The sequence below is a fragment of the Bradyrhizobium guangdongense genome (assembly GCF_004114975.1).
Taxonomy (GTDB): Bacteria; Pseudomonadota; Alphaproteobacteria; order Rhizobiales; family Xanthobacteraceae; genus Bradyrhizobium; species Bradyrhizobium guangdongense.
On the sequence record NZ_CP030051.1, the window covers coordinates 1,708,037 to 1,720,653 of the forward strand.

Sequence of the window (12,617 nt, forward strand, 5' to 3'; positions counted from 1 at the left end):
CGTGTTCGATCACCATCAGATCGGGAGAGACGAGCATGACGGGAATTGCCAAGTTCTTCGGACTGATCGCGGCTGCGTCGTTCTTTGCGGCAGCTCCGCTGTCACTCCAATCATCGCAAACAAACCTGCTCACCGTATCGGTGGATCAGGCTGAAGCCAGGGTCGGGCGGCCGCTGACGCCGATGAGCGTGGCCGGCGTCCATCGCCGGGTCCACCGCCGCGCCTATTACGGCGCTGCCGCGGCGGGCGCTGCCGCTTACGGTGCGTACCGTTATCAGCGAGCCTGCGGGTACTATCCCTATCCGCCTTGTTACTGAGGCCTAGTGTGGGGCTCGCCGCAGCATGTCCACAATCGATATGCGCGCTGAGCCTCACGTCCTGCCTTTCGTGTTATGAAAACAGGAGGTGTTCGTGAATTTGTTCTCCAGACCAATCACATCGAGGACGCTTGGCGCGTTCGCGCTTGGCTTGTCACTCGCAATTCCGGGCGCCGTGGTCGGCAGTAGCCCCGCAGGCGCGGTGGTGTACTGCCAATACGTCGACTATCCGCCGAGTTGCATCGCCAGGCCCGGCGTCGTGCTGCGACCGCGCCCGGTCGCCCGTGCGGCGGCTCGAGAAGCGGTGCGGCCCGGAACACCGATGAATCGCGGCGGCCCGGTCGATCGTGTCGGGCGTCGATGAGTTCTCGTTGATAACTTGCACAACATAGCCCCGGCTTCTCAGCCGGGGTTTTGTTTTGTCGGGCGGAGCGAGCAGGCAGCTCAGGAGAATTTCTGCAGCTATCGAGGTGACGCAACGGGTCTGCATCAAGGCGAGATCTCGTTCGTTGTATTCTGAGGTCCCTGAGCCTGGATCAATTCGAACAGCGATTGCGCTTGTTCTGGCGCCAATCGGATGCAGCCGTGAGACACGGGGCGCCCGAGATTGCGGACGTCGAATGTCCCATGAATTGCATATCCTCCGTTGAAGAAGATCGAATAGGGCATCGGCGTGAAATCGTAGAGCCTCGAATAATGCATGCTCTGGAGAGAATAAGGCCGGTATGTGCCGATGGGAGTGCGGTATCCCCGCCGGGCCGTCGACACTGGCCAAGTCGCAAAATCGACTCCGTCGACGGCGACCAGCATTGTCTGGGTGGAAAGCTGCACCCGGATTGTCACTGATGCGTGCGCATTTTGAACGTTGAGGCCGAGGAGCAGCAGTACGGCCAAAATCAGGGCCGAGGGTGATCGTGCAGGCATTTCGCTTCTTCCAACTGTTCGCTGGCCCGACGGAAAAGTTGCGCCGGATCTGCGGCCAGGCCGGCCGCCTTCCAGCGTCGAGCATCACGATGGCTGGGAGTGTCCCCACCCCAGCTTTGCTGCAAATTAGGTGAGTTTCGGCGTGCATTGTTGATCCCGCGCAACACATTGCCTCTGCAATTCCTATCGGCTTTCGGCAATCCGGAACTTCTGAGGTGCTTTGGATGGGGGCTTCGCGCAGCCTATGCGACCGGGCCGCTTACGGGCAAATACGTAGGCGGGACCTAAGTTGCTGCAGATCAAATTCGTTCGGCCGCGGCGTGCCTAGCATTCATGCATCGTTAATTCAGTCGGAGTCTTTCCACGATGCTGCTCAGGACCCACACCTCCAGCAGCCGTCCGGTTGACGGGCATCTCGCAGCTCTCGCTGGCGAGCGCGTGTTCTGCAGTGAATTCAGATATCGCAGAGGCACCGAAATCTTCGGAGAAGGAGAGGAGACGGAGTACGTCTACCAGATCATCTCTGGCGCAGTACGCACCTACAAGCTGCTCTCCGACGGCCGTCGTCAGATCAATTCGTTTCATCTGCCAGGCGACATGTTCGGGCTCGAGAATGGCGCAATGCATCGTTTTACGGCGGAAGCGGTGATTGAGACGAGGGTTCGCATCACCAAGCGGCGCAGCCTGCTCGAGACGATGCAAAGCCGGGAATCGGGCGCTTCCAGTTTCCTCGGCCTCGTCACGCGAAGCCTGCAGCACGCGGAAAATCATATGCTTCTGCTCGGGCGGAAGACGGCGCTGGAGCGCGTAGCCGCATTTCTGCTTGAAATCGACGAGCGGCTCGGCCATCCCAAGGTCATGGCGCTGGCCATGAGTCGTCGCGACATCGCCGATTATCTCGGATTGACGCTCGAGACGGTGTCGCGCGCATGCTCAACGCTGCGTGACCGGAAGATGTTGATGTTCGCGGACGCGACACAGCGAAAGATCGTGCTGCTCGACCGCGAGGGTCTCGCGGAGTACGATGCGTGATCCTGGCGGCTCGATGAGCCCGCTCACTCCTCGATGTCCTGCTCGAGCGTCTGCGCCGGCGGTCCAGTGTGAGCGGTGTTGAATTGAGCGAGTGGCAGGGACGTCGTCAGCGACAGCAGATTGGAATCGACGACTTCCAACGTCAGCGTTTTTCCCGCGTCCATTTCCTTGATCAGCTTCGAGCTTGCCACGCCAGCTGCGATGCAGCTATTGCTGAGGCACCAATTGTAGGGAATGGGCTGGTAAGTGCCGTCATCGACTTTCAGCTTGGCGGGTATTCGCAGGTACATGCCTGAGGGCACGAAGATCTGCACGCGTGCGTTGCCGGCTTTCTCTCGCTCGATCAGATCGATCCGAACCGCCATTTGTCCGGTTTCATAGGTTCCCGAGATCGAGGTCCTGCAAAGAAGCGGGGCGCCGGCAGCCTTGAAGCAAAGCTTCTTCCATTCACCATACGTGATGTCGTTGGCGGCCCGCTGCCCTCGTGGCGCGATTTCGGCAAGCGCGGGCGCTGCGATCGTGAAAGCGATCGATACCAGCGCGGCAAGTGAGATCTTGGCAGTCCGGCTTGATACCAAATTGCGATGGCAAAGAAGCATAGCGTCCTCCTGGCCCAAACAATGCATTCACTTCAGCGCTGCGAGAAATCCGGTCACCAGGGGCGACCAGATCGGAATGGCATCGGGCGAACCAATGAAATAGTGCCCCTCATTGCCGAATGGCGGCATCAGGTGATACTCGGCGCGGCCGCCGGCGGCGGTAAAGGCTTGGTGCATCCGCTTCGACAGATCCGGGCCGAAGAACGTATCGTTCTCGATGTAGATCCACAGCATCGGCACCCGCGAGGTGCGGCCGAACTCCTCTGTTGTTTCGACTAGCCTGTCCGGTGCGCAGTTGTTGTTGGGCTTGCCGCCGACCCGGCCGCCGCGACCGGCGGCGAAGGTGATGATCGCTTTGACCTGTGGCGGGTTGAGGCTCGACAGCGCGATGGAAGCCCAGCCTCCTGCTGATTGTCCGACCACGATGACGCCGTCGGGCAGGACGCGCTTCTCGGCGATCATGTATGAGATGATCCACAGATCGACCTGGGCGACAGCGAGGCCCGCATCGCGGAAATTCGGATTGGTGCACTTGCCGACCTTCGAGAAGAACGGGCCATAGATGCCGCGCTCGGGGATGTCGATCGCGGAAGCGCCGTATCCGGTGCCGACGGGCGCCACCACGAGATAGCCTTGCTTGGCGAACCATTTGGCGGCATCGCGAAACTCGACGAGGGGAAAGAAGCTGCGATCGGTCGGGTTGAGCGAGACGCCATGGTTCATGATCACAAATGGAAACGGACCGTCGCCTACCGGGCGCACGAGATACGCAAACATCGGGAGCGGCAATGGCAGAGCCCAGATCTCCTCTTGAATGCGTCGTGGGGCCGCCTGATCATCGGCATGGGCGGCTCCGATCGACCAGATCAGAACGAGCGGCGCCGCCAGCAACAGCCGTCGCACCGAGGAATTGAAGCGCATCGCATCCTCCTCATCCGGCAAACGTGGCCGCTACGATGATGGGGCCAAGCACCGTCAGGACAACGTTTCCGACGGCATAGGGCACTGCGACGCCGAGCACCGGCGTTTGGCTTTCGGCGACCTCGCAGGCGCCGGTTACGGCGGCATCGACCGTCATCGCGCCGGCCAGCGCACCGCAGGTAACGACAGGGTTCATGCGCAGCACATGGTAAGCGAACAGAGTCGCCACGATCAGCGGCACCAGAGTGACGACGAGACCCATGCCGACCAGGAGCAAGCCATGCGCCTGGATCGCGATCCAGGCGGCATGGCCGTTGCCGAGGCCAATGGCGGCAATGAAGCCGCCGAGGCCAAGGTCGCTCAGTGTTTGCTGCGCGGCGGGCGGCATGGCGCCGAGCGTCGGCCGGCGCGAGCGTAACCAGCCGCAGACGAGGCCCGCGATCAAGGCGCCGCCTCCGCCGCCAAGCGTCAGCGCGATGCCCCCGACCTTGAAGCTGATCAAGCCGGCCAGCAGGCCGGCGGCAATGCCGGCTGCGAGAAAGGCGATGTCGGTACGATCGCCGGCACGCAGGATCTGTCCGACATGCGTGGCGGCGCGCTCGATGTTGCGACTGGTGCCGACCAGCGTCATCACGTCGCCGACATAAATGCGTGTGTCTGCGCTCAGCGGCACCTCTCGCCCCATCCGAGTCAGAGCCCGCAGGAAGACGCCACGTGCATTGCTGCCGACGCGGTCGGCGACATCCTGGACCGAGCGGCCGTGGAGATTGCGGTTATCGACCAGCACGTCGACCACATTGCCCGGCATGGCCTTCAGGATCTCATCGGCATCGATTTCGGTGCCCAGCACGGGGCGCGCGGCGACGATGGCGGCCGTCCGGCCGGCGATGACAATGTCGTCGCCGGACTCGAGGATCGTGTCGAGATGCGGCTCGATATCCGCGCCTTGACGCACGATGCGCTCGATCACCGTGCGGCTGCCGATCTCGTCCTCGATCGCCTTTACAGTCCGCCCGGCTGCGGCAGAGACGCGGTAGGCGCGGGCCTGGAATTTTCGATAATGCAGGTTCTCTGACTTGGGAGGCTCGCCGCCGGACAGCTCGATCTCGAGCTTTTTGGCCTCGTCCTTGAGATTGACGCCCATCAGCTTGGGCGCGACGAACGGGACATAGATGAGCGTCAGAATATATCCGAGCACATAGGTGACCGCATAGCCGGCTGCGATGTTCGCCTCCTGCTGCTCGAGCAAAGCCTTCGGCAGGCCAATCTGCGCGAGCGCCCCCGAGGCGGTACCAATGACCGAGGATTGCGTCAGGGCACCGGCGGCAAGACCGGAGGCGGTGCCTGGATCAAGCCCGAAAGCGAACGCAAAGGTAAGCACGATGAGGAGACCCGTGCCGCCAAGCACGAGCGCCATGGCAACCTGGGCGAGGGTGCGGAGGCTCAAGGAAGCGAAGAACTCGGGACCGGATTTGTAGCCGATCGTGAACACGAACAGGCTGAACAGGATGACTCTCAACACCGACGGAAAGGCGAAGCTGCCGAGTTGACCGATCAGCACGGCCACGATGAGCGTGCATGCCGTGGTGCCGATCGAAAAGCCCCGGATCTTGACCCGGCCCAGCACGGTCCCGAGGGCGACGGCGATCAGCAGAAAGATTTCCGGAGCGGTGGAGATGATCCACCTGACGGTGTCCATGGTCGCTATTCCCCAGCGCATTGTTCCCCTGGAATTGAATCCCCGAAGCCGCCTGGAGGCTTGATTCAAGTCAAACCTTTTCTCCGCGCGCACGGCGTCAATAGGCGACGGTCAGATCGGTGACATCAGACGTTCCAGCCATGAGCACATTGCGTATTGCCGCCACTCCATTGCTGCGCCGCGACGAAACGATCACCGTCGCATTGCTGCTGGCTTTCGCCGGCGGGTGTCTCGATGCCTATACCTGGATCATCCATGGTGTCATGGCCAATGCGCAGACGGCGAATCTCGTCCTTCTGTGGGTCCACGGAATGGAAGGCGACTGGATGAGAGCGCTGCAATTCGGCCCCCCGATCCTGGCTTTCGCAATTGGTATTGTGATCGCTGCCTGGCTGCGCCGCGCGACGGGGGAGAGAGCCAGCGCCGTCAGTACGTTGCTGGAGATTGTTTTCCTGATCACTATCGGCATTCTTCATAATCGAATGCCCGAGGTCGCCGGCACACTGGGAATTTCGCTGGTTGCGGCGATGCAGGCGGCGATCTTCACCAAGGTCGAAGGCGCGACCTATAGCACGGTGATGATCACCGGTAACATGCGCCAGGCGATCGAAGGCATGTTCGCAGCGGCTTCCGGCGGCGTTGCCGCCGGGACATTGCGGCGATCTGGCATTTTCACCGGCGTGTGCTGCGCCTTCGGCCTGGGTGCGGCTCTTGGCGCGCTGACGACGAAGACCGTGCCGGACCTCGCATTGGGTCTTCCGGTCATCGTGCTGCTGATCGTGCTGCTCCGATGCGAAGCCGCGCACTTCGAGGCGAAGTCATGAAGCCGACATTCGAACCATCGGGCGGCTGGACTCGGTTCTTTCCGCCCTTCAACTGGCTCTCGGGTTATCAGATCGCCTGGCTGCCCTCCGACACGGTAGCGGGTTTGACGCTGGCCGCGTACGCGATCCCGGTGTCGCTGGCGTATGCGGCTCTGGCAGGCCTGCCGCCGCAGATCGGCGTTTACGGCTACATTCTGGGCGGCATCGGATATGCGCTGTTCGGATCGTCGCGCCAGCTTGCTATTGGTCCGACCTCAGCCATCTCGCTGATGATTGCCGGCACCGTGGGCTCGCTCGCGGCGGGCGATCCGGCTCGCTACGCGCAAATTGCAAGCCTCGCCGCCTGCGCGGTGGCGCTGCTTTGCCTGATTGCCTGGCTGTTCAAGCTGTCGAGTCTCGTCCGCCTGGTCAGCGACAGCACCCTCGTCGGCTTCAAGGCGGGCGCCGGGCTCACCATTATCATGAGTCAGCTGCCGGCCCTGTTCGGTATTCCCGGCGGCGGCCGCAATTTCTTCAATCGGGCCTTCCACATCGCAGGCCAGCTCGGTGATACGAATCTGCTCGTATTGGCCGTCGGCGCCGTCGCACTCGTGCTGTTGTTGCTCGGCGAGCGGCGCCTGCCGGGCCGGCCCGTCGGCATTACTATCGTCGCGCTCTCCATCCTGGCTGCGACGTTGCTCGGATTGCCCGCCATGGGGGTGCCCGTCACCGGCAAGATCCCCGAGGGCCTGCCGACTCTCGCCTTTCCAACCTTCGGCCTGGTCGAGCCCGAAGAGCTGTTCCCCATTGCCGCCGGCTGCCTGCTGCTGGCCTATATCGAAGGCGTGTCCGCCGCGCGCAGCTTCGCCGCGAAACACGGTTATGCGCTCGACGTTCGCCAGGAGTTTCTCGGCTTGGGCGCCGCCAATCTCGCCGCGGCATTTGGCCACGGTTATCCCGTCGCCGGCGGATTGTCCCAATCGGCCGTGAACGACAATGCCGGCGCGCGGACACCGCTGGCACTCCTGATCTGCTCCGTCGCCCTGGCGCTATGTCTGTTGTTCTTCACTGGCCTGCTCACCAACCTGCCAAAGGCGGTGCTGGCCGCTATCGTTTTTGCCGCGGTCTACCGGCTGGTGGATGTCCCCGCGTTGGTGCGCATGTGGCAAGTCAGCCGGATCGACTTCTACGCCGCCGCCATTGCGCTCGTCTCGGTGCTGCTCCTGGGCATCCTCCAAGGCGTGCTGCTCGCTGCGATCGCGTCGATCTTCCTGTTGCTGGCGCGGGCATCGCAGCCGAACATCGCGTTTCTCGGACGCTTGCCGGGAACCGGCCGCTATTCCGACAGCGCCCGACATGATGGCGTGGAACCTCTAGTCGGCGTGATCGCCTTCCGACCCGAGGCCTCGCTGCTCTACATCAACGCCGAGACGATCCTGTCGGCCGTGCTGAACGCACTGCAAAAATCGGCCGACATCCGGCTGGTCGTCTGTGATCTCTCGGCATCGCCCTATATCGATCTCGCCGGCGCGGGCATGTTGCACGCTCTTTACGACGAACTCGCGTCCCGGCGCATCGCGCTCTGCATTGTCGGCGCCCACGCGCAGCTGCGCGATCTTCTGCGTGCGGAAGGACTGGCAGAAAAGACCGACAGCGCGCAATGGCTGCGGACGCTCGACAGTGTTCTGGGTAGTCCTGATGCAAGAGGCGCATGAGCGCGCATTTTGCGTTGCGACATGAGCCTCATGCCGCGGCTGACGAGAAGCCCCGGACCGTTGACTTGAATCAACGAAGCCCAAGCGCGCAAGGCCACGATCCCGCATCATTTGCCGACAGATCGGGAGAGCGACATGTCCAAGGAATCAAAGCCCGCACAGAAGCGTATCGATCGATTCTTCTCCGGTCCCGGCGGACGGGCTGACGATTGGCGCGATCTCGTGGAGGCAGCCAAGATCTGGGCGCGAGTCGGCAATCGCGCGGCCTATGATGCGGCGCTCGCCGAGCTCTCTGTGACTGAGGAGTTCCACGGCTATCCCGGTCTCAATCTGATGGCAGCACTGCGCGAAGCGGCAGCTGCGGGCGACGGACCCACATCGTTTGCGCTTGCAACCAAGATCGCCCAGGCACTAGCGACGCGCTCTTTCCGCCAGCATGCCGGCGACTGGAACGCGAAGGATGAAGGCAATGGCGACGTGCCCGAGCTGGTGCCGCCGTCGTTCGGCGCGCACACGGCGCGGCGGCCCTATTTCGAAACCCTGATCGTGACGGGCGTACCGTCAAGTCAGTGGCCGGCACTCGCCGCCGAATGGCGCAAGCTGCGCCGTCCGGTCGATGGCTTCATCTACGAGCCTGTCATCGTCGGTAGCCTCGAAGACGCGTTCTGCGCGACCATGCTCAACCCCGACATCGCCGCCGTCATCATCAACGAGGGCTTCGGACTGCGCTCGCGGCATGATGCGCCGGTGCTCCGCTCGATCATGGCCACGGCGGCTCTGAATGACGAATCCGACGCGTCCGCACTGCGGCTGGCTCAGATCATCAAGAAGGTTCGCCCCGAACTCGACCTCTATATGATCTCGAACCGCGACGTCGAAGAACTGGCCGGCAATCCCGACGCCAGCGTCGTCCGCCGCATCTTCTATTCGGTTGAAGAGCTGCTGGAGCTGCATCTGTCGATGCTCGAAGGCATCCAGGATCGCTACGACACGCCATTCTTCGACAATCTCAAGAAATACGCGCAGCGTCCGATCGGGACGTTCCACGCCCTGCCGATCGCCCGCGGCAAGTCCATCTTCAAGTCGGACTGGATCCGCGACATGGGCGAGTTCTACGGCCCGAACCTGTTCCTGGCCGAGAGCAGCGCAACCACCGGCGGCCTCGACAGCATGCTGGAGCCGACCGGAAACATCAAAAAGGCGCAGGAGAAGGCCGCCCGCGCCCTCGGCGCCGACCGCGTCTTCTTCGTCACGAACGGTACGTCGACCTCGAACAAGATGGCGGTGCAGGCGCTGCTTGCGCCCGGCGATATCGCGATCGTCGACCGCAACTGTCACAAATCCCATCACTACGGGATGGTGCTTGCCGGCGCCCAGCCGCTCTACGTCGAAGCCTTCCCGATGACCGAATATTCGATGTACGGCGCCGTGCCGCTGAAGACGATCAAGCAGGCGCTGTTGAGCGCGAAGGCCGACGGCCGGCTCGACCGCGTCAAGATGGTCGATCTGACCAATTGCACCTTCGACGGCCACATCTACAACACTCGCCGCGTGATGGAGGAATGTCTCGCCATCAAGCCGGACCTGATCTTCCTCTGGGACGAGGCCTGGTTCGGCTTTGCGCGCTTCTCGCCGTTCCTGCGTCGGCGCACGGCCATGGGCGCCGCCAACGAGATCGAAGCGTGGATGCACGACCCGAAGTCCGTCGCGGCCTATGACAGGCAACAGGCCGAGCTCGGCAAGAACCCGACGGACGAGGTGCTGCTCAAGACGAGGCTCATCCCTGATCCGCGGCAGATCCGCCTCCGTGTCTACCAGACCAATTCGACCCACAAATCGATGTCGGCGATCCGACAAGGCTCCATGCTCTCGGTGAAGGACGTCGAGTTCCACACCGTCGAGCAGCAGTTCAAGGAAGCGGTGTTCACCCACGCCTCCACCAGTCCGAACCAGCAGCTCATCGCCAGCCTCGATATCTCGCGGCGGCAGATGGAGCTTGAAGGTTACGGTCTCGTGGCCAATGCGATCGAGATCGCCTTCGCGATCCGCCACGCCGTCAACAACAATCCGCTGATCTCGAAATACTTCCGCGTGCTGGGCGCAGACGCCATGGTGCCGGCGCAGTACCGCCAGAGCGGCTTCACCGACTATCTCGCGGCCGGCGTGAACTGGGCGAATACGCTGAAAAGCCTCGACGAGGACGAGTTCTGCCTCGACCCGACACGCATGACCTTGGTGTGCGGAACGGCCGGCTACGACGGCACCCAGTTCAAGGGCATCCTGGCAAGCGAGTACAACATCCAGGTCAACAAGACCTCGCGTAACTCGGTCCTGGTCCAGTCCAACATCAACAACACCCGGAGCGACGTCGCGCATCTCATTCGCGTGCTCGCCGAGATCGCGGGCGAGATCGATCGGGGACTTGCTCAGGGCGGGGCCAATGCGCGGAAGACCTTTGAGGCACGGGTGACGAGCCTGATGAAGGATGTGCCCGATCTGCCGAATTTCTCGCATTTCCATCCGAGCTTCCGTGGCGATGCCGGGGCGAAGACCAACGAAGGCGACATCCGCACCGGCTTCTACACCGCCTATGACGTGGCGGGCTGCGAGCACATCCGCCTCAACGATCCCGAGATCGACCGGCGGCTGAAGGCCGGTCCCGAACTCGTCTCGGCGAACTTTGTCATTCCGTACCCGCCCGGCTTCCCGATCATGGTGCCAGGCCAGGTCATCACGCAGGAAACCATCGACTTCATGCGCAAGCTCGATGTGAAGGAGATCCATGGCTACGACGCCAAGGAGGGACTGAAGCTCGTGCGCACCGAGGCCTTGGCGAAGATCGGCAGGCCCAAGCCTGCGGCCGCGCCGAAGCTCAAGGCTGCATCTTAGAGGGGATCGAACATGCAGGGCTTTTTCACATTCCTTCAGCAGTATCCATACCTGCTGCTCTTCTTCGTCGTCGGCCTCGCCGTCTATATCGGCCGGGCCAGCATCAAAGGCTACGGCCTCGGCATGGTCGCCGGTGCTATCGTGGTGGGGGCAGGCCTCTCGGTGTGGGCCTCGACCTACGGCGTGAAGCTCGAACTGAACAACTTTGCCAAAAGCCTGTTCTACTATCTCTTCATGTACGGTGTGGGCCTGCGCGTCGGTCCCTCCTTCATCAACAGCCTGAAGGGCGACGGCCTCAAGTTCTGCATTCTCGCTGTCGTTTCGAGCGTGCTCGGCCTTGCTCTGGTGGTTATCGGTGCAAAGCTGTTTGCTCTCCCGACGGGAGCGGCCGGCGGCATGTTGGCAGGATCACAGACGATGTCCGCCGCCATCGGCTCGGCCGAACAGGCCGTCACATCAGGTGTCGTCAAGCTGCCCGCGGGCATGAAGCCCGAGGATGCATCCGGCATGATCGCGCTGTCCTACGGGATCACCTATATCTGGGGTACCGTCGGCATCATTCTCATCTGCAAATATCTGCCGCGTTGGTGGGGTGTCGATGCCAAAGCCGCCGCGAAGCAGTATGAGCAGGAGTTCGGCGTGAGGGATCTCGAAGGCGGCGCGCTGACCGGTTATCGCCAGTTCGGCCTGCGGGCCTATCGGCTGGAGAATCCCGCAACCGCCGGGATGAGCATCGCAAAATTCCGCGCGATGAACCCGGAATACCGGATTGTCAACGTCGGACGGAATGGCGAGCCGCAAGGTGCCGATGCCGACCTCGTGCTGCAAAAGGGCGACATCGTCGCGCTTGGCGGTTCGACCGAGCATCTTGCCGACAAGATGGGCCTGATCGGTCCCGAGGTCGCCGATGCCAAGACCCTGGGCGTTCCCATGGACCAGGCGGACATCCTCGTGACCAACAAGGAGATGGTTGGGCGCACCTTCGAATCCTTCCGCGACTCGGCGATCGCCGGCCAGTTGCAGGTCACCAAGGTCGAGCGCGGCGGCGTGCAGATTCCGGCCGGTCTCAAGACCAAGCTCGAGCGGATGGACATCGTGTCGGTGGTCGGCCTGAAGTCCGCGGTCAACGAGCTCGGCGACATGTGGGGCCGCATCGCGCGGACCAACACGTCGACGGACCTGCTGACCCTGTCGGTCGGCATGATCATCGGCTTCCTGATCGGCATGGTCGAATTCCCGGCATTCGGGGCCAAGGTCGGTCTCGGCAACGCCGGCGGGCTGTTGCTATCGGGCGTGATCGTGTCCTCGATCGTGTCGCGGCTGCGCTTCTTCGGCAACACGCCGAATGCGGCCCGCAACGTGCTCGAGGATCTCGGCCTCGTCGTCTTCGTCGCCATCGTCGGCGTCAACGCCGGTGCGGGACTGCTGTCGCAGCTCACGGGCGCGATCGCCTTGAAGATCTTCATCGTCGGCTTCATCGCCTGCACGATCCCGCCGTTCATCGTCTGGGCGATCGGCTTCCATGTCTTCAAGATCAATCCGGCAGTGCTGATGGGCGGCGTGGCCGGCGCGCGGTCGCATTCCGGCCCGTGCCGCGAGGCCGCGGTTGAGATCCAGAGCTCCGTGCCCTGGATCGGTTTCCCGGTCGGTTACGCCGTCTCGGGCATCCTGCTCACGATCTTCGGTTACTTCGCAATGCTTCTGGCTCAATAGGTGAG

The 12,617-nt window shown here is 62.6% G+C and carries 11 protein-coding genes; 7 read left to right on the forward strand and 4 right to left on the reverse strand.

Annotation, left to right across the window (positions count from 1 at the left end; translation table 11 throughout):
- Window positions 1-35: 35 nt before the first annotated feature.
- Window positions 36-317 (forward strand): hypothetical protein, encoded by a 282-nt coding sequence (locus tag X265_RS08185; RefSeq protein ID WP_128964341.1) that lies wholly within the window; start codon window positions 36-38, stop codon window positions 315-317.
- Window positions 318-468: 151 nt separating this feature from the next.
- Window positions 469-681: a hypothetical protein gene (locus X265_RS41255; RefSeq protein WP_244659268.1), complete on the forward strand. Its 213-nt coding sequence runs from the start codon at window positions 469-471 to the stop codon at window positions 679-681.
- Between the two features lie 125 nt (window positions 682-806).
- On the opposite strand, the gene X265_RS08195 is transcribed toward X265_RS41255, so the two are convergent.
- The gene (locus X265_RS08195; protein WP_128964342.1) at window positions 807-1,241 is read right to left on the reverse strand and encodes a L,D-transpeptidase; all 435 of its coding nucleotides are present in this window, start codon (window positions 1,239-1,241) and stop codon (window positions 807-809) included.
- Between the two features lie 366 nt (window positions 1,242-1,607).
- Here X265_RS08195 and X265_RS08200 point away from each other — a divergent pair, with 366 nt between their 5' ends.
- Window positions 1,608-2,273, forward strand: coding sequence for a helix-turn-helix domain-containing protein (locus X265_RS08200; protein ID WP_128964343.1), 666 nt, complete (start codon window positions 1,608-1,610; stop codon window positions 2,271-2,273).
- Between the two features lie 23 nt (window positions 2,274-2,296).
- Here X265_RS08200 and X265_RS08205 read toward each other — a convergent pair whose 3' ends face one another.
- Genes X265_RS08205 through X265_RS08215 form a run of 3 tightly spaced genes read right to left on the reverse strand, consistent with a single transcriptional unit; the run spans window position 2,297 to window position 5,492 of the window.
- Window positions 2,297-2,872, reverse strand: a complete 576-nt coding sequence (locus X265_RS08205) for an invasion associated locus B family protein (protein WP_128964344.1) — start codon at window positions 2,870-2,872, stop codon at window positions 2,297-2,299.
- Between the two features lie 27 nt (window positions 2,873-2,899).
- Complete coding sequence (locus X265_RS08210) at window positions 2,900-3,793, reverse strand: alpha/beta hydrolase family protein (protein ID WP_128964345.1); 894 nt, start codon at window positions 3,791-3,793, stop codon at window positions 2,900-2,902.
- A 10-nt stretch (window positions 3,794-3,803) separates the two neighbouring features.
- The gene (locus X265_RS08215) at window positions 3,804-5,492 is read right to left on the reverse strand and encodes an aspartate:alanine exchanger family transporter (RefSeq protein WP_128964346.1); all 1,689 of its coding nucleotides are present in this window, start codon (window positions 5,490-5,492) and stop codon (window positions 3,804-3,806) included.
- Window positions 5,493-5,632: 140 nt separating this feature from the next.
- Between X265_RS08215 and X265_RS08220 the strand changes: the two genes are divergently transcribed.
- From X265_RS08220 to X265_RS08235, 4 genes are all read left to right on the forward strand, one after another.
- Window positions 5,633-6,316 (forward strand): YoaK family protein, encoded by a 684-nt coding sequence (locus tag X265_RS08220; protein WP_128964347.1) that lies wholly within the window; start codon window positions 5,633-5,635, stop codon window positions 6,314-6,316.
- Window positions 6,313-8,010 carry a SulP family inorganic anion transporter gene (locus X265_RS08225; protein ID WP_128964348.1) on the forward strand — a complete coding sequence of 566 codons (1,698 nt, stop codon included), beginning with the start codon at window positions 6,313-6,315 and terminating at the stop codon, window positions 8,008-8,010. Before X265_RS08220 ends, X265_RS08225 begins: the two co-directional genes overlap by 4 nt.
- 135 nt (window positions 8,011-8,145) lie before the next feature.
- A complete protein-coding gene (locus tag X265_RS08230) occupies window positions 8,146-10,899 on the forward strand; it encodes an aminotransferase class I/II-fold pyridoxal phosphate-dependent enzyme (RefSeq protein WP_128964349.1) in 2,754 nt (917 codons plus the stop codon).
- A gap of 12 nt (window positions 10,900-10,911) precedes the next feature.
- On the forward strand, window positions 10,912-12,612 hold the full coding sequence (locus X265_RS08235) for an aspartate:alanine exchanger family transporter (RefSeq protein ID WP_128964350.1): 1,701 nt from the start codon (window positions 10,912-10,914) through the stop codon (window positions 12,610-12,612).
- Window positions 12,613-12,617: the final 5 nt, after the last annotated feature.

Coding starts and splice junctions, on each gene's coding strand:
- X265_RS08185 (WP_128964341.1), top strand. CDS start 36: ATGACGGGAATTGCCAAGTTCTTCGGACTGATCGCGGCTGCGTCGTTC.
- X265_RS08195 (WP_128964342.1), bottom strand. CDS start 1,241: ATGCCTGCACGATCACCCTCGGCCCTGATTTTGGCCGTACTGCTGCTC.
- X265_RS08200 (WP_128964343.1), top strand. CDS start 1,608: ATGCTGCTCAGGACCCACACCTCCAGCAGCCGTCCGGTTGACGGGCAT.
- X265_RS08205 (WP_128964344.1), bottom strand. CDS start 2,872: ATGCTTCTTTGCCATCGCAATTTGGTATCAAGCCGGACTGCCAAGATC.
- X265_RS08210 (WP_128964345.1), bottom strand. CDS start 3,793: ATGCGCTTCAATTCCTCGGTGCGACGGCTGTTGCTGGCGGCGCCGCTC.
- X265_RS08215 (WP_128964346.1), bottom strand. CDS start 5,492: ATGGACACCGTCAGGTGGATCATCTCCACCGCTCCGGAAATCTTTCTG.
- X265_RS08220 (WP_128964347.1), top strand. CDS start 5,633: ATGAGCACATTGCGTATTGCCGCCACTCCATTGCTGCGCCGCGACGAA.
- X265_RS08225 (WP_128964348.1), top strand. CDS start 6,313: ATGAAGCCGACATTCGAACCATCGGGCGGCTGGACTCGGTTCTTTCCG.
- X265_RS08230 (WP_128964349.1), top strand. CDS start 8,146: ATGTCCAAGGAATCAAAGCCCGCACAGAAGCGTATCGATCGATTCTTC.
- X265_RS08235 (WP_128964350.1), top strand. CDS start 10,912: ATGCAGGGCTTTTTCACATTCCTTCAGCAGTATCCATACCTGCTGCTC.